Origin of the sequence: Fulverythrobacter ferritrahens (assembly GCF_020539485.1) — a bacterium.
Taxonomy (GTDB): Bacteria; Pseudomonadota; Alphaproteobacteria; order Sphingomonadales; family Sphingomonadaceae; genus Andeanibacterium; species Andeanibacterium ferritrahens.
This window is the reverse complement of sequence record NZ_JACDXU010000002.1, coordinates 138,600-154,099: the sequence shown is the minus strand read 5'-3', so window position 1 is coordinate 154,099 and position 15,500 is coordinate 138,600. Positions and strand designations below refer to the sequence as shown.

Annotated in this window: 17 protein-coding genes; 8 read left to right on the top strand and 9 right to left on the bottom strand. The window is 61.9% G+C overall.

Annotated features, from left to right (window positions below; genetic code table 11):
• Positions 1-171: 171 nt before the first annotated feature.
• Positions 172-1,113, top strand: a complete 942-nt coding sequence (locus H0274_RS08845) for an L-threonylcarbamoyladenylate synthase (protein ID WP_226794712.1) — start codon at positions 172-174, stop codon at positions 1,111-1,113.
• 18 nt (positions 1,114-1,131) lie between these two features.
• Here the strand turns inward: H0274_RS08845 and H0274_RS08840 are convergent, their stop codons facing one another.
• The 6 genes from H0274_RS08840 to H0274_RS08815 form a co-directional block, all read right to left on the bottom strand.
• Positions 1,132-1,461 carry a hypothetical protein gene (locus H0274_RS08840; protein ID WP_226794709.1) on the bottom strand — a complete coding sequence of 110 codons (330 nt, stop codon included), beginning with the start codon at positions 1,459-1,461 and terminating at the stop codon, positions 1,132-1,134.
• Between the two features lie 136 nt (positions 1,462-1,597).
• Positions 1,598-2,131, bottom strand: a complete 534-nt coding sequence (locus H0274_RS08835) for a CarD family transcriptional regulator (protein WP_226794707.1) — start codon at positions 2,129-2,131, stop codon at positions 1,598-1,600.
• A 325-nt stretch (positions 2,132-2,456) separates the two neighbouring features.
• On the bottom strand, positions 2,457-2,672 hold the full coding sequence (locus H0274_RS08830) for a hypothetical protein (protein WP_226794705.1): 216 nt from the start codon (positions 2,670-2,672) through the stop codon (positions 2,457-2,459).
• Between the two features lie 174 nt (positions 2,673-2,846).
• Entirely contained in the window at positions 2,847-3,185 is a 339-nt protein-coding gene (gene fdxA / locus H0274_RS08825; protein ID WP_226794703.1) for a ferredoxin FdxA, read from the bottom strand.
• Positions 3,182-3,493 carry an RNA-binding S4 domain-containing protein gene (locus H0274_RS08820; protein WP_226794701.1) on the bottom strand — a complete coding sequence of 104 codons (312 nt, stop codon included), beginning with the start codon at positions 3,491-3,493 and terminating at the stop codon, positions 3,182-3,184. The genes fdxA and H0274_RS08820 overlap by 4 nt, the downstream gene beginning before the upstream one ends.
• A gap of 14 nt (positions 3,494-3,507) precedes the next feature.
• Positions 3,508-6,249, bottom strand: a complete 2,742-nt coding sequence (locus H0274_RS08815) for a helicase-related protein (protein ID WP_264295585.1) — start codon at positions 6,247-6,249, stop codon at positions 3,508-3,510.
• Between the two features lie 170 nt (positions 6,250-6,419).
• On the opposite strand from H0274_RS08815, the gene H0274_RS08810 reads away from it, so the two are divergent.
• From H0274_RS08810 to H0274_RS08790, 5 genes are read left to right on the top strand one after another with little or no spacing between them, the layout of a single operon-like run.
• Positions 6,420-8,042, top strand: a complete 1,623-nt coding sequence (locus H0274_RS08810; protein WP_226794696.1) for a M23 family metallopeptidase — start codon at positions 6,420-6,422, stop codon at positions 8,040-8,042.
• 47 nt (positions 8,043-8,089) lie between these two features.
• Positions 8,090-9,088: a porphobilinogen synthase gene (hemB, locus tag H0274_RS08805; RefSeq protein WP_226794694.1), complete on the top strand. Its 999-nt coding sequence runs from the start codon at positions 8,090-8,092 to the stop codon at positions 9,086-9,088.
• On the top strand, positions 9,081-9,641 hold the full coding sequence (locus tag H0274_RS08800; RefSeq protein WP_226794693.1) for a GNAT family N-acetyltransferase: 561 nt from the start codon (positions 9,081-9,083) through the stop codon (positions 9,639-9,641). The genes hemB and H0274_RS08800 overlap by 8 nt, the downstream gene beginning before the upstream one ends.
• Positions 9,638-10,201, top strand: a complete 564-nt coding sequence (locus H0274_RS08795) for a gamma carbonic anhydrase family protein (RefSeq protein ID WP_226794691.1) — start codon at positions 9,638-9,640, stop codon at positions 10,199-10,201. The genes H0274_RS08800 and H0274_RS08795 overlap by 4 nt, the downstream gene beginning before the upstream one ends.
• Positions 10,188-10,466 carry a DUF167 domain-containing protein gene (locus H0274_RS08790; RefSeq protein ID WP_226794690.1) on the top strand — a complete coding sequence of 93 codons (279 nt, stop codon included), beginning with the start codon at positions 10,188-10,190 and terminating at the stop codon, positions 10,464-10,466. Before H0274_RS08795 ends, H0274_RS08790 begins: the two co-directional genes overlap by 14 nt.
• Positions 10,467-10,475: 9 nt before the next feature.
• On the opposite strand, the gene H0274_RS08785 is transcribed toward H0274_RS08790, so the two are convergent.
• From H0274_RS08785 to H0274_RS08775, 3 genes are all read right to left on the bottom strand, one after another.
• The gene (locus H0274_RS08785) at positions 10,476-10,895 is read right to left on the bottom strand and encodes a globin domain-containing protein (RefSeq protein ID WP_226794688.1); all 420 of its coding nucleotides are present in this window, start codon (positions 10,893-10,895) and stop codon (positions 10,476-10,478) included.
• Between the two features lie 101 nt (positions 10,896-10,996).
• Positions 10,997-13,369 carry an ATP-dependent Clp protease ATP-binding subunit ClpA gene (gene clpA, locus H0274_RS08780; RefSeq protein ID WP_226794685.1) on the bottom strand — a complete coding sequence of 791 codons (2,373 nt, stop codon included), beginning with the start codon at positions 13,367-13,369 and terminating at the stop codon, positions 10,997-10,999.
• Between the two features lie 143 nt (positions 13,370-13,512).
• Positions 13,513-13,719 carry a DUF1192 domain-containing protein gene (locus tag H0274_RS08775; RefSeq protein ID WP_226794682.1) on the bottom strand — a complete coding sequence of 69 codons (207 nt, stop codon included), beginning with the start codon at positions 13,717-13,719 and terminating at the stop codon, positions 13,513-13,515.
• Between the two features lie 96 nt (positions 13,720-13,815).
• Here H0274_RS08775 and H0274_RS08770 point away from each other — a divergent pair, with 96 nt between their 5' ends.
• Complete coding sequence (locus H0274_RS08770) at positions 13,816-14,826, top strand: NAD(P)H-quinone oxidoreductase (RefSeq protein WP_226794679.1); 1,011 nt, start codon at positions 13,816-13,818, stop codon at positions 14,824-14,826.
• Positions 14,819-15,451: a glutathione S-transferase family protein gene (locus H0274_RS08765; protein WP_226794677.1), complete on the top strand. Its 633-nt coding sequence runs from the start codon at positions 14,819-14,821 to the stop codon at positions 15,449-15,451. The genes H0274_RS08770 and H0274_RS08765 overlap by 8 nt, the downstream gene beginning before the upstream one ends.
• Positions 15,452-15,500 lie beyond the last annotated feature (49 nt).

Below are 15,500 nucleotides of genomic sequence, written 5' to 3'. Positions count from 1 at the left end.
CGCGCGCTTTCCACGCATCACCTAACCCCCTGCGCCGGGGGCGGCAAGGACGCTACGGAAGGGCCGTGGACAGGAGGGAGTTCCTGACTCTTCCGCTCGATTCCCTGCCGTTGGCTTGACCTGTCGGGGGATTCGGTGATGGAGGAACCTCTAAGGGAGCACGGTGCTGCGATGCAGAAGAGCGGAACGGAATTGCTGACAGTGGATGCGCCGGGCATTGCCCGGGCCGCAACGCTGCTGCGCGAAGGGCGGCTGGTCGCGGTTCCTACCGAAACGGTCTATGGCTTGGCTGCTCGTGCGGATTCCGATGCGGCGGTAGCTGGGATTTATCGCGCCAAGGGACGGCCCGATTTCAATCCTTTGATCGTACACGTTGCGCAGCTGGAAATAGCGGAAAAACTGGCCGTGTTTGACAGCCGGGCTCATGATCTTGCCGCGCGGTTCTGGCCGGGGCCATTGACGCTGGTCCTGCCCTTGCGCGGCGGCGTATCCATTGCCCCGGCAGTGACCGCGGGCCTTCCGACGATTGCCCTGCGTATGCCCGCACATCCGGCAATGCGCGCGCTGCTGATCGAAACCGGCCTGCCTCTTGCCGCGCCATCGGCCAATCGCAGCGGGGGCATCAGCCCCACCGAGGCCGGTCATGTGGTTGCATCTTTGGGCGGCAGAATAGACGCAGTGCTGGACGGCGGCCCTTGTGAACAAGGTCTGGAATCGACAATTGTGGCATTGCGCAATGACGGCACCTGGCAGCTTCTCCGCCCCGGTCCGTTTGAGGAAAGCCGGATTTCCGACATTCTTGGGCCGTCTCATGACGTCACATTGGCGAAAATCGAAGCTCCAGGACAACTTGCCCAGCATTATGCCCCAGGCAAGCCTGTTCGCCTGGATGCGATGCAGGCGGCACCGGATGAGTTCATGATCGGCTTTGGTGATATTGCGGGCGATTGCACGCTTTCCGCTTCGGGTGATCTGGCGGAGGCCGCAGCGCGCCTTTATGCCTGCCTTCATCTTGGAGCATCCGCTTCGCAGCCGCGCATTGCCATCGCGCCGATTCCTATGGACGGAATCGGGACTGCCATAAGGGACAGGCTCGCACGGGCTGCCGCCTAGAGGTTTGCAGGAAGAATTCTAGCGCGGTGATCGTCCGCCATCTGATGACTGGAGCTCATCGATTTCTTCAACGGTCGCATCGCGCCGCTCGCAAGCTTCAGTATTACCGCCGGCGCAGGCCCGATCGAGTTTTTGCCATTCGCGTTCCAGCTTGCCGAGACGCTCTTCGCGTTTGCGCATTTCCCGGCCGCGCTTCTCGTCTGCTTCCGACTGGCTCGTCGTCGCTGCATCCACGGCCTTTCCGGCGACTCTAACCGGGGCAGTGGCGACATCGAGAGCGGCCTTGGCAAGGCAGCCTGAAAGGGCGATTGCTGCAAGTGGCAGCGATACATAGCGGATCAGGCCCATTTCTTGCTCCTCTCGGTCGGATTATCCGGAATGGAAGTTGCGAAGGGATGAACCCGGGTAGTCAGAAGCGGCAGGCCGAAACGAAAAAGAGCCGCCTTTGTGGGGCGGCCCTTTCAAATCGATCCGAGTTGTCCGCTCAGGCGGTTTCGGTGGTTTCATAATATTTCGGTGCATGCTCGTTGAGGATCGCAAGGATCTTCTGCAGGGCGGCCGGCTCGTCGGTCTTTTCCATTGCGGCCAGTTCCCGTGCGAGACGGCTGGAAGCCGCTTCGAAGATCTGACGTTCGGAATAGCTCTGTTCCGGCTGGTCATCGGCCCGGAACAGGTCGCGAGTCACCTCGGCGATCGAAACGAGATCGCCCGAATTGATCTTCGCTTCATATTCCTGGGCACGGCGCGACCACATGGTGCGCTTCACCTTGGGCTTGCCCTTGAGCGTATCGAGTGCCTCGCGCAGCGTCTTGTCGCTGGAAAGCTTACGCATGCCGATTGCTTCGACTTTGTTGACGGGAACGCGCAGCGTCATGCGTTCCTTTTCGAAGCGGAGCACATAAAGTTCGAGCTGCATGCCGGCGATTTCTTCGTTCTGCAGCTCGATCACACGGCCAACGCCGTGCTTGGGATAGACAACATAATCGCCGACGGAAAAGGCGGGAGCCTTGGCTACCATGAATCGTCCTTTCTCAGTGCAGGACCGTTTGCGCGTTGCAGAGGTGAAAGACGTAGCAAGGGCCGCAAGCCGAAGCCGCGACCCCAAATGTCGATCAACCCTGTTGCGCTGCCGGGCCTGCCTTTCGTGATTCCTGTGGCCGGTTGTGGATAATTGCGACCATCGGCGGATTATGTAGCAGTTTCGCAACAAAAATTCCAGCCCTGCCGTAAAGGCAAGGCTAAAGAAGGAAATCTTACCCGAAAATTATTTGGCCGCATCTTTCGGGCATGCGCCGGCATAGGAAAAGAGTTAAACAACTTCCGACGCTTAGGGGAGCCATGGATTATGCCTCCATCGCGGCCTTGACCCTCACCAGAAGTGCCTGGGCGCGGATGTATCCGTCTTCACTGGCAAGGCTCGCCCGACCGGCGGCGATTTCGCTGACGATCAGGCGCATCGCTTCGGAAAGCTCGCGGAGCAACTGGGCGTTGGCACGGTTGGCGAGATCGGCCTGATCGAGCCGCGTGTAGAGGTCTTCTACCTTGGCAGAAGCTAACATGCCGCCCACGACAACACCCACCGACGCGGCAACTGCCGCGACGGCGCAATAGCTCAGGATTAGGACAAAAGTACTCAGACTGCCGCCCCCAGAATCGAACTGAAGCAAACAGCAGAATAATTCGGAATTGTTGTCTCAACAATCTCCGCAATCAACCATTTGTCCCGAAATGGGTCAATCGCCTTCGCCAGGTTCGGGGGAGAAGAACTTGTCGAACTTCCCTTCCTCGCCCTTGTGCTCATCCGCATCAGCGGGAGGGTCCTTGCGGGCCGTGATGTTCGGCCATTCGGCAGAGAATTTGGCGTTAAGTTCCAGCCACTTCTCAAGGCCGCCTTCCGTGTCGGGAAGGATCGCTTCAGCCGGGCATTCAGGTTCACAAACGCCGCAGTCGATGCATTCGCTGGGATTGATCACCAGCATGTTCTCGCCTTCGTAGAAGCAATCTACAGGACAGACCTCAACGCAATCCGTGTACTTGCAGCGGATGCAGGCATCGGTAACGACATAGGTCATGGGTCAGGTTGTCCTTCGCTCAATTCGCTTTTGCCGCCTGCTATGGCGATTGTGCCGGAAGCGTCAAGTTCCCGATAGCAGGTGCGCGCTTCTTCTGGCGGACCTCGACGCTCTGGCAAAGACAGGATTTCTATCACCAGCACACGGCTTCTTAAGGGCAGAGTCAGCACATCGCCGCTGGATATGGCCTGATCCAGCCTGACAACGCGGGCGCCGTTCCGCCGGATATGTCCTTCTCCGACCCATTTCTGCGCCAGGCCCCTGCTTTTCGCGAAGCGCAGGAACCAGAGCAGCCGGTCGATCCGCACCGGGAAGCCGAGCCTTACCGAAGCAGATCGGCCAGCACGGCAAAGGCATTGCCTTCTGCGGGGCGAGACGGGGCAGGCCTTGGGTCAGGACGTTTCCCTCCGCTGCCGGATGAGCCGCCCCTGCCTTCCTTGCGGTGACCACTGTCCTTGGCGCCCGGCCGATCACCGCGATGTTGCCCGCGGCCGCGACCTTCGTTGCGACCGGTGCGCCGTTCATCCTCGCGCAGTTCGCCCCGATGGTCCGTCCGGGGTGCGCGCCAATCCCACATCAGCGGGGCAGGCGGGCCAAAGGCGCCTTCGGGCAGCTCCCGGTGGCGGACCGGGCGAAAACCCGCATCACGCATCAGTCGGGCATAGCTGTCTTCCGTCAGGCCCATGGAGGTCGGCAGGGCAGGATCGATGAAGAACCGCTTGCCCGATGCCGCGCCGCGCGCCTCATGGGCAGCGCGAAACAGCTTTTCAGCCATGTCGAGCCGGATCGCCTGCTGGCCCGCGTGACGATAGCCGGAAGGAAGATGGCGTGTCCCGGCGATCACGGCTGCCATATTTTCCTGCACGGGCCGGCTATCCACGCCGATAGCGTGCAGCAGCCGGCGCGGTGCAGGTTTGAGCAGGGCAGGCGCGAAGACATCCAGTGCGCCAATCGTGACGCCCAGCTTGCGCAGGAGATGGCGCCGTTCCTTGGGCAAATGCGCCAGCCCGGCCTTTTCGCGGGCAATCATGCCGGCCCCCGCCACCACATGCAGCAGAAGGGCGCGCAATTCGCTCCCCGCCTCGGGATCGCGAGTCGCTTCTTCCAGTGTCCGTAACGGAGCGAGGGGGGCAAGTTGCCCTTCCAGCCAGTGATTGAGCGCTTCCGCCAGACGGTCCGCCTGGGCGGGGCCAAGCGCGGTCAGTTCCTTGGCGAGTTCCAGACGCGGGCGGGAAATGTCCCTGCCAGGCTGAAGGACGGCCACAGCCTGCCCGGCGCGTAGCACCTTGCCGCCTTCCAGCGACAATTCGCCCAGCTCGCTGGCCACCATGGTCTGCGCTCTTTGCGCTAGAAGCTGCGGCAAATGCTTTTCCGCTGCGGCAAGAAGCAGCTTGCGATCAGCATGGCCAGCCTGTGCGTCCACCACAAAGCGGAAGCCATCCAGATGGCCGATTGCTTCACCTTCGACCAGCACGGCGCCGTCTTCGTTCAGTTCTACCTTCAAGAGGCCTGCATCCTTACCCATGGTCTTCATCAATACAGCAGTGCGGCGATTGACAAAACGTTCGGTCAGCCGCTGGTGCAACGCGTCGGAAAGTCGGCTTTCCACTGCGCGCGCACGGGCGGACATTTCTTCTTTTGCGAGCACCCAATCCGGCCGCTGCGCGATATAGGCCCAACTGCGGATTGCCGCGATGCGGCCTTGCAGCGTGTCGATGTCGCCCGCAAGATTATCCAGTTCGGAAATCTTTGCAGCCGCATAGTCCGCGCCCAGATAGCCGTCCTTCAGTTCCTGCCACAAGCGTTGAACGAAACGTGCGTGCGTTTCCGCGCCCTGCTGGCGAAAATCGGGGAGGGAGCAAGCATCCCAGAAACGGCGGACCACTGCGGGATTGGTGAGGGTTTCGGCAATGCCATGTTCTTCGGCAAGTCGCTTGAGTACCTTGAGGTCGATCGCTTCCGGGGCCGGGGCCAGCTGGGGATGGTCCGGTTTGGCTTCCAGATCGGCGATCAGGGTGTCGACAGTGTCGAAACGCGGATCGGATTCGCGCCAGAACAGTTTGGTCAGCGGCGCGAAGCGATGTTCCTCGATTGCGTGGACTTCTTCGTCGGTGAATTCCAGAGGCGCGCCGCGCCCGTTCCGGCCCCCGCCGGAGAGCGTGCCGAAAGTGCCGTCCTGATGGTGACGCCCCGCGCGCCCGGCAATCTGCGCCATTTCTGCGGGCGTGAGGCGCCTTTGCCGCGAACCGTCGAACTTGGAGAGCCCTGCAAAGGCGACATGCGTGACATCCAGATTAAGGCCCATGCCGATGGCATCGGTCGCAACGATGTAATCCACTTCGCCCGACTGGAAGAGTTCTACCTGCCGATTGCGCGTTTCCGGGCTGAGCGCACCCATCACCACTGCCGCCCCGCCACGGAAGCGGCGGAGCATTTCCGCCACGGCATAGACCTGCTCTGCCGAGAAGGCGACAATGGCGCTGCGCGGCGGCAGGCGTGACAGCTTGGCGCTGCCCGAATGCCGTAAAACCGAAAAACGCGGTCGCTCGATGATTTCCGCTTCGGGAATCAGGGCCTTCACCATCGGGGCGAGGGTCGCGGAGCCCAGCAGCATCGTTTCTTCCCGCCCGCGAGCGTTGAGCAGGCGGTCCGTAAAGATGTGCCCGCGTTCTGGATCGGCGGAAAGCTGCGCCTCGTCCAGTGCGACGAAGGCGAGATCGCTCTTGGCAAGCAGGCCTTTTGCGGAGCGATCGGGCCGACCCGCAGGCATGGCTTCGGCAGTGCAGAGGAACCAGCGCGCGTCTGGCGGTTCAATCCGTTCCTCGCCGGTGATCAGCGCTACTGAACGGTCACCCTTGATCGCACGGACCTTGTCATAGACTTCGCGCGCCAGCAGGCGCAGCGGGAAGCCGATCGCGCCGCTCGAATGGGCGCATAGCCTCTCGATCGCGAGATGGGTCTTGCCGGTGTTGGTCGGGCCGAGCACGGCCTTGATGCGGCTATCGGCGGAACGGCGGGTCACAATGAACCGACTGTGGCAGGCTGGGCGACGGCAGGCAACCATCCTTTACGACCCGTGGCCAGGGCACGATCAGCCGTTCGCGTGACTCAGTCTGTCGATATTGACGGCTTGTTAACTTTGAATGGCCAAGGAATTGCGCCAGACAGGAGGCCGGGATCGGGTCGCGCCGTCCCATTGAAGGGATGGCCGACGGGGCCATAGGGGAGACGGGTTTGTTCAAACCTCGTGACCAGGCGGAGGCCGGTATTGAAACCGGCAGTGTGAATGGGCCGGCGAGGGCCGCTGCCCAGCTCACCCATTCGCTGATCCTCGAAGATCCTGGCAAGCTGGTCATTGCGCGCTTCAATTCCTTTGCCGAACGTTATGGCCAATGGCGCGAACGTATTTCCCTGCATCTTTCGGGCATCGATTTCGCACCCGATCTGGCCGAGGATATCGGCAGCGTCCGGTGGTTCCGGGGGGCAGGCACCATGTTCGGGCTTGCTGCAGTCGCTGCCCTCTTCTGGCCTGATTTTGCTCCGGTCGAAGCCGCCGCACCGATGAGCGTCAATGATGCCCAGCGCGACGAATTTCGCAGCCAAATGATCATGCCGCTGGCTCTGGGCGGCGATAGCGGCCGCCATATGGCAGCTACTTCTGCAGTCATTCCCCTCCAATCTGCCCCGGAGCGACCCCAGATCGAACTCGTCGCCACTTTGGGCCAGGGGGACAGTTTCGCGCGTATGCTCCAGCGCGCCGGCGTCGGTTCGTCAGAGGCGAACAGAGTTGTTTCGCTTATTTCCGGAGCCATGCCGCTCTCTGACATCGCCGCGGGAACCAAGGTGGATATGGTTCTGGGCCGGCGGGTTTCGCCAACTCAGCCCCGCCCGCTGGATTCGCTTTCTTTCCGTGCGCGCTTCGATCTCGAATTGGCGCTGGAGCGGCGCGGCGGCGCGCTGGCGCTCGATCCGCGCCCGATTCGGGTGGATTCCACGCCGCTGCGCATCCGGGGCAAGGTGGGGGCCAGCGTCTATCGTTCCGCACGCGGGGCGGGCGCGCCTGCCCGGGCCGTGCAGGATTATCTGCGCACGCTGGCCAGTCAGTATGATCTCGACAGCGCATTGGGGCCGAATGACGAATTCGACATGGTCGTTTCCTACAAGCGCGCGGCCACTGGCGAGGTGGAAACCGGCCAGCTGCTGTATGCAGGTGTGATCCGTAACGGAAAACCCAAGACCCAGCTGATGCGCTGGGGCAAGGATGGCCAGTTCTTCGAAGCGTCCGGTGTGGGCGAGCAGCGCAGCGGCTTGCTTGCTCCGGTCCCCGGCAGAGTGACTTCCAGCTTCGGAATGCGCCGCCATCCGATCCTGGGTTATACTCGCATGCATGCAGGTATGGATTTCAAGGCCAGTTACGGCACGCCGATCTATGCGGTGAGCGATGGCACGGTGGCTTTTGCCGGGCGTCATGGCGGGCATGGCAATTTCGTGAAGCTCAATCACGGTGGCGGACTGGGCACGGGCTATGCCCATATGAGCCGCATTGCGGTAAACGCGGGCCAGCGCGTGCGCCGGGGGCAAGTGATCGGCTATGTCGGTTCCACCGGCCTCTCTACGGGTCCGCATCTTCATTATGAGATGTATCGCGGCGGCAAGGTGGTGAACCCGGCCAGCGTGCAATTTGTTACCCGCGCGACGCTTTCCGGCAAGGATCTGGCGAATTTCAAGGCGCAGCTCGGCAGGTTGCTGCAGGTGCAGCCCGGCGCGGCGCTTGCCAGCCTGGCGCCGCCTGAGAGCGATGTCGACGCACCCCGGCGTGAAATCGAAAGAGTGGATCGTCCGCGCATGCTGCGCTGACGCCCAGATAATTGCGATCCGGCGCGATTTCCGGCACTAGGCGCGCCATGAAAAGCGCTTCCTTTCCCGCCACTCGCCTGCGCCGCACGCGCGCCAGCGCATGGAGCCGCGCGCTCCACCGCGAAACCATCCTGACGCCGGCAGATCTGATCTGGCCACTCTTCGTCACTGAAGGGCAGGGTGTGGAAGAACCGATCGGTTCGCTGCCCGGCGTATCGCGCTGGTCGATGGACGGGATTGCCGCGCGCGCGAAGGAAGCTGTCGCTCTGGGAATTCCCTGTCTGGCCCTGTTTCCCAATACACAGCCGGAAAGGCGCAGCGAGAAGGGCGTGGAGGCCCTGAATCCCGATAATCTCATGTGCCGCGCGATTCGGACGATTCGCGATGCCTGCGGGGAGGATATCGGCATTCTCGCGGATGTGGCGCTCGATCCCTATACCACCCATGGGCAGGACGGGCTGATCGACGATCAGGGCTATGTCCTCAACGACGCTACGGTGGAAGTGCTGGTGGACCAGGCGCTCAACCAGGCTGAGGCCGGTGCCGACATTGTCGCTCCTTCCGACATGATGGACGGCCGGATTGGGTCAATTCGTGCCGCGCTGGAAGAAGCGAACCATGCCAATGTCCAGATCATGTCCTATGCCGCGAAATATGCCAGCGCCTTCTATGGCCCCTTCCGCGATGCCGTCGGCTCTGGCGGCCTGCTGAAGGGCAACAAGAAGAGCTATCAGATGGACCCGGCCAATTCGGAAGAGGCTCTGCGCGAAGTGGCCTTGGATATTGCCGAGGGTGCCGATAGCGTGATGGTGAAGCCGGGGCTGCCCTATCTCGACATCGTACGGATGGTGAAAGACCGCTTCGAGGTTCCGGTCTTCGCCTATCAGGTGAGCGGCGAATATGCGATGATCGAGGCAGCATCCGCTGCCGGTGCGGGCAAGCGCGAGGATTTGGTGCTGGAGACATTGCTGGCATTCAAGCGCGCCGGATGTTCGGGCGTGCTCACCTATCACGCGCCGCTTGCCGCGCGGCTGCTCCATGGCTGAATTCCGCAGGGAGACTGCTCGGCTGGTTCTGCGCGACTGGAGTGGCGATGAGGACTGGCAGGCATTTTTCCGTCACACCAATACACCGGAAGTCATGCGCTGGCTGGGCGGCGTGATGCAGGCGGAAGCGATAGTAGCCCAGCGCAGCCGGGTGGAGAATTGCCGGGAACGCAACGGCCATTGCTTCTGGCTCGTCGAGCGGAAAGAGGATGGCGAGGTGCTCGGCTTCTGCGGCCTCAAGCGCACCGATGCACCGGACAGCCCATCGCTGGGTGAAATGGAAGTGGGCTGGCGTCTGCGCGAGAATGTGTGGGGGCGGGGTTATGCGAAGGAAGCGGCTCAGATATCGCTGGCTGCTGGCTTCGAAACATTCGGCGCGCAGGAAATAATTGCGCTCACAGTGCAGGAAAACGCGCCCAGCTGGGGCCTGATGAAGCGGCTCGGTATGCGTCGCCGCGAAGATCTCGATTTTATCGACCAGCGGCAGCAGGCGCCGTTTCGCGATACGATCGTCTATTCCATCACTCGCGCTGAATGGGAGGCCGCGCAATGATCGGCCATGACGTCACTATTCTCTCGCTTCACGGCAAGAGCCCGCGGATTCACGATACTGCCTTCATTGCGCCCGGGTGCAGGATCATCGGCGATGTCGAGATCGGGCCGGATGTGAGCATCTGGTATAATTGCGTTATCCGTGCGGATGTGAACCGCATCGTCATCGGTGCGCGCAGCAATGTGCAGGATGGCACGGTGATCCATTGCGAAAGCCCCAGCCCTCGTCGGCCGGAGGGCTTTCCCACCCTGATCGGTGAGGACGTGCTGATCGGCCATCTCGCGATGGTCCATGGCTGCATTCTGGAAGACCGTGCCTTTGTTGGCCTTGGCGCAATCGTGATGGATGGTTGCCGCGTCGGATCTGACGCGATGCTGGCTGCGGGCGCCATGCTCACACCGGGCAAGTCCATGCCATCAGGCCAGCTCTGGACTGGCCGCCCGGCTGCCCATGCTCGCGATCTGCCCGATGTGGCGATTGCCGAAATGCGCGCGGGCGTTGCCCATTATGTCGAAAATGCCCGCCATCATGCAGCTGCGCTGAAAGATGGCGCGGCCTAAGACCGAAGCCCCGCCCGCCGAGGCGATTCTCGCTTTGGCCGATGCCCATGGCCGGCTCGCGGTGAAGGTTACGCCGGGCGCGCGGGTGGAAATGCTGGAAATCGCCGATGGGAAGCTGGTGGTGAAAACGCGCGCCAAGCCCAAGGATGGGGAGGCGACCGATGCGGTCCTCGCACTGATTGCAGGTGCGCTGGGCATCGCCCGCAGCCGCGTCAGTTTGTTGCGCGGCGCAACTTCTCGCGAAAAACTGGTGCAACTGAGCTAGTTCATCCCGTCAGGCCTCGGCCTTTTCCCCCATGCGCCCCATGGCACGGGCGATCATGTCCAGCCTTTCAGCCAGCAGTTCTGCCACTTCCGTATCCTGCAATTCCGCATCGGCGATTGCGCGTTGCATGGCCTCGGCCCATTGCGCTGCAGTATCGGCGGCGATGGGGAAGGCAGAATGCATGCTGACCATGCATTTGCCCGGATTTGCCTCGAACCAGTCTCGCGGCCCGCCACTCCATCCAGTAAGAAAACCTGTCAGGGACCGGCGCATCGGGGCGAGGTCTCCGGCGTGCATCGCGCGCAATTCGGCATAGGCCGCATCGCCTTCCATCAGATCGTAGAAGCGTTCCACGATCCGGCGGATCGCATCCATCCCGCCCAGCCGCTCATAGGCTGTAACGCGGGGTTCCTCGGGTGCGGTGGCCATGGGTTTTCCTTCTCGGTCAGTCTGATCCAGTCTGACCATGAAAAGAAAATGAGGCGAGCGCTTTGACTCGCCTCAAATTTCAACACGCAAGCAAGAAAGGATCAGTCCTCGCCAGTGCTTTCGTCAGCTTCGGCCTGCGGTGCAGGTTTCTTCTTGGGCGCCGCCTTCTTGGCAGAGGGGCGCTTGCGCTTTTCTTCCTTGGGCGGCGCGGGCGTCAGTTCGAAATTGAGCCGGTCCTCCTTCACGCTCACATGCACCTCGCCGCCATGGGCGAGCTTGCCGAACAGAAGCTCTTCAGCCAGCGGCTGCTTCACCTTGTCCTGAATGAGGCGAGCCATCGGACGGGCGCCATAGAGCTTGTCATAGCCCCGCTTGCCCAGCCACTGGCGTGCATCCGAATCGAACTGGATGTGGACGTTCTGCTCGGCCAGCTGCAGCTCCAGCTGGAGGATGAACTTGTCCACCACCCGGCTGACCGTTTCCTGGCCAAGATAGGCAAAGGGCACGATCGCATCCAGGCGATTGCGGAATTCGGGGCTGAACATCTTCTTCACAGCCTCGTCACCCGCATCCTCCTTGGATACGTCACCAAAGCCGATGCCCTGACGCGCCATGTCGGAAGCGCCGGCATTGGTCGTCATGATCAGCACGACATTGCGGAAGTCCACCGTCTTGCCGTGATGATCGGTCAGGCGGCCATTATCCATCACCTGCAGCAGGATGTTGAACAGGTCCGGGTGGGCCTTTTCGATTTCGTCGAGCAGCAGCACGCTGTGCGGCTGCTGATCCACCGCGTCGGTCAGAAGCCCGCCCTGATCGTAACCGACATAGCCCGGAGGGGCGCCGATCAGCCGGCTGACCGAATGGCGTTCCATATATTCGGACATGTCGAAACGCTGCATCGGAATGCCCATGATGCTGGCCAGCTGTTTGGCCACTTCCGTCTTGCCGACGCCGGTGGGGCCGGAGAACAGGAAACTGCCGATCGGCTTGTCGGCATCGCGCAGGCCTGCACGGCTGAGCTTCATGGCGGTGGACAGCACCTCGATGGCCTTGTCCTGCCCGAAGACCACGCGCTTGAGATCCTTCTCAAGCGTTTCCAGCGCCTTCTTGTCGTCCGTGCTGACCGTCTTGGGCGGGATGCGCGCCATGGTGGCGATCACTGCCTCGATCTCGCGCGAGGTGATCTTCTTCTTCCGCTTGGAAGGCGGCACCAGCATCTGCATCGCGCCCACTTCGTCGATCACGTCGATTGCCTTGTCGGGCAGCTTGCGGTCATTGATGTAGCGCGCGGAAAGCTCCACTGCCGTCTTGATCGCATCGGGCGTGTATTTGACCTTGTGATGTTCCTCAAAGGCAGTGCGCAGGCCGCGCAGGATCTTGATCGTATCCTCTACGGTCGGTTCGTTCACGTCGATCTTCTGGAACCGGCGCAGCAGGGCGCGGTCCTTCTCGAAGTGATTGCGGAACTCCTTGTAGGTGGTCGAACCGATGCAGCGGATCGTGCCGCCCGAAAGCGCGGGCTTGAGCAGATTGGAAGCATCCATCGCTCCGCCGCTGGTTGCACCGGCGCCGATCACCGTGTGGATCTCGTCAATGAACAGCACCGCATCGGGCATTTTCTCGAGCTCGGAGACAACCTGCTTCAGCCGTTCCTCGAAATCGCCGCGATAACGGGTGCCGGCCAGTAGGGCGCCCATGTCGAGCGAGTAGATTACGGCCTTTTCCAGCACTTCGGGCACGTCGCCTTCCACGATCTTGCGCGCAAGACCTTCGGCAATCGCCGTCTTGCCCACGCCGGGATCTCCCACATAGAGCGGGTTGTTCTTGGAACGGCGGCACAGGATCTGGATCGTGCGGTCCACTTCGGGGCCGCGGCCGATCAGTGGATCGACCTTGCCGTCCAGCGCCTTCTGGTTGAGGTTCACGGTGAACTGGTCGAGCGCGGAATCCTTCTTGGACTTGTCGCTCTTTTCCTCGGCCTGCTGCTGCGGTTCTTCCGCGCCGCTGGGCGTGCGGCTTTCCATCTGGCGGCCGCCCTTGCCGATACCGTGGCTGATATAGCTCACCGCATCGAGTCGGCTCATATCCTGTTGCTGCAGGAAATAAACAGCATAGCTGTCGCGCTCCGAAAACAGGGCCACCAGCACATTGGCGCCGGTAACCGTATCCTTGCCGGAGGACTGGACATGCAGGATCGCGCGCTGGATGACCCGCTGGAAACCAGCGGTGGGCTGGGGATCAGCCTCGTCCTGAGTCTTCAGGGACTGATATTCCTGATCGAGATATTGCTTCACCACTTCGGTCAGCTCGCCCAGGTCCACGCCGCAGGCGGTCATCACTTCGGCGGCGTCCGGATCTTCCACCAGCGCCAGCAGCAAATGCTCCAGCGTCGCATATTCATGCGCGCGGTCGCTCGCATTCTGGAGCGCGTTGTGCAGCGTCTTTTCGAGGCTCTGGGCGAAACTGGGCATTCAGCATACTTTCGGTTGCAGGAGAATCCCTTCCGTTGTGGGAAGGGTGGGGGGAGCGAGGTTGACCGCAGATGTATGGCTGCGGGCAAGGGGATTGAATCCTATATGGGATGCCCCCGCCGGATTGGGAGGGGCGGGGCGCATCAGGTCGTCGCCTTGGGCTTGAAGAGCGATTCGGCCGCCAGCCTGTGTGCGCCGGCTTTGTCGCGGTGGGATTTCACACGCGCGATTTCCGCTTCGAGCAGGGCGATACGATCCGCCAGTTCATCAAGCGAATAGCTGTCCAGGCTCTCCCGGGAGAGCTGGCTGGCTGCATCTCCGCGCCGCCTGGGGAGATCGTCTTCATCCATTGCAGGGCAGCATCGCAATTGTCCGCGCTTTCTGTCAATGGGGTGCTCGATTGGCATGTGGAGTGTGGCCGGCCGGCCACGAGCCGGGATGGAACGATGGCAACACCTCTCCCCGAGACGATGATAGCGATGGGTTTCGATGCGCCGGGCGGGCCTGAAGTGCTGCGGCCGGAAACGGTGCCAGTGCCGGTGCCCGGTCCGGATCAGGTGCTGATCCGGGTCGCCTATGCCGGGGTCAACCGGCCTGACGTGATCCAGCGCCAGGGCCATTATCCACCGCCGCCGGGCGCTTCTCCGCTCCCTGGGCTGGAGCTTGCGGGCACGATCGTGGCCGTGGGCGAAGGAGTCGAGCCGGAAATGCTGGGTCGCAAGGTCTGCGCTCTGGTGCCGGGCGGAGGCTATGCCGAATATTGCCTTGCGCATCAGAGCCACTGCCTGCCTGTGCCTACGGGCCTGCCGTTGGCACAGGCTGCCGCACTGCCCGAAACGCTCTTCACCGTATGGCACAATGTCTTCGAACGCGGCTGGGCATCGCAGGGCGAGACGCTGCTGGTCCATGGCGGCACCAGCGGCATCGGATCGATGGCGATCATGCTCGGCAAGCTGTTCGGGCTGAGCGTGATAACCACCTGCGGCAGCGACGATAAATGCGAGGCTGCGCGCACAATCGGCGCCGATCTGGCAATCAATTATCGCGAGAAGGACTTCGTGGAGGAAGTTCAGGCCTTCACTGCGGGCAAGGGCGTGAACCTGGTGCTGGACATGGTGGCTGGCAGCTATGTGCCGCGCAACCTGCGCTGTCTTGCCGAGGATGGCCGCCATGTGACTATCGCCGTGCTGGGCGGCGCGAAGGCGGAGATCAACATGGCGGCGCTGATGGTGCGCCGCGCGACGCTGACCGGATCGACGCTGCGCCCCCGTTCGGACACCTTCAAGGCGCTGCTGGCAAAGGAAATCGCCGAGAATGTCTGGCCGCTGGTGGCCGAAGGGGCCCTGCGCCCCGTGATGGACAAGGTGTTCCCGTTGTCCGAGGCCGGGCCCGCCCATGCCCGGATGGAAGCGGGCGAGCATGTCGGCAAGATCGTGCTGGAGGTTAGTGGTGGCTGAGAAAGCGGCGGCCGAGAAGCTGGTCCTTCATGAAGATCCCGTCAGTGGCAATTGCTACAAGATTCGCCTCACTGCTGCCTTGCTCGGCCTGGATCTCGAACGGCGCAGCTATGACATTCTGAAGGGTGAGACGCGCACGCCTGAGTTTCTTGCAAAAGTGAACGCCAATGGCCGCATCCCGGTGTTGCAGATCGGCAATCGCTTCCTGCCGGAAAGCAATGCCGCCTGTTTCTATCTGGCGGACGATTCGCGGCTGATCCCCGAAGATCGCTTCGACCGGGCGGATATGCTGCGCTGGATGTTCTTCGAACAATATAGTCACGAACCCAATATCGCGACCCTGCGCTTCTGGCTTACTTATGTCGGGCGGCAGAACCTGTCCGAACAACAGCAATCCCAACTGTCCGCCAAACATCTGGCAGGCGAGGCCGCGCTGGAATTGATGGATCGTCACCTTGCCGGGCAGGACTGGTTCGTGGGCAATGCTCCCTCGATCGCGGATGTCGCGCTTTATCCCTATACGCATGTTGCGGAAGAGGGTGGCTTCGCACTGGGTGGTTATGCCAATGTCTGCGCGTGGCTCGACCGGGTCGGAAACCTGCCCGGTTATGTGACGATGGAGTGACGTTTAAATCGTAAAGAGTCGCGGAACTGTCCCTGAACTGTGAATCGCC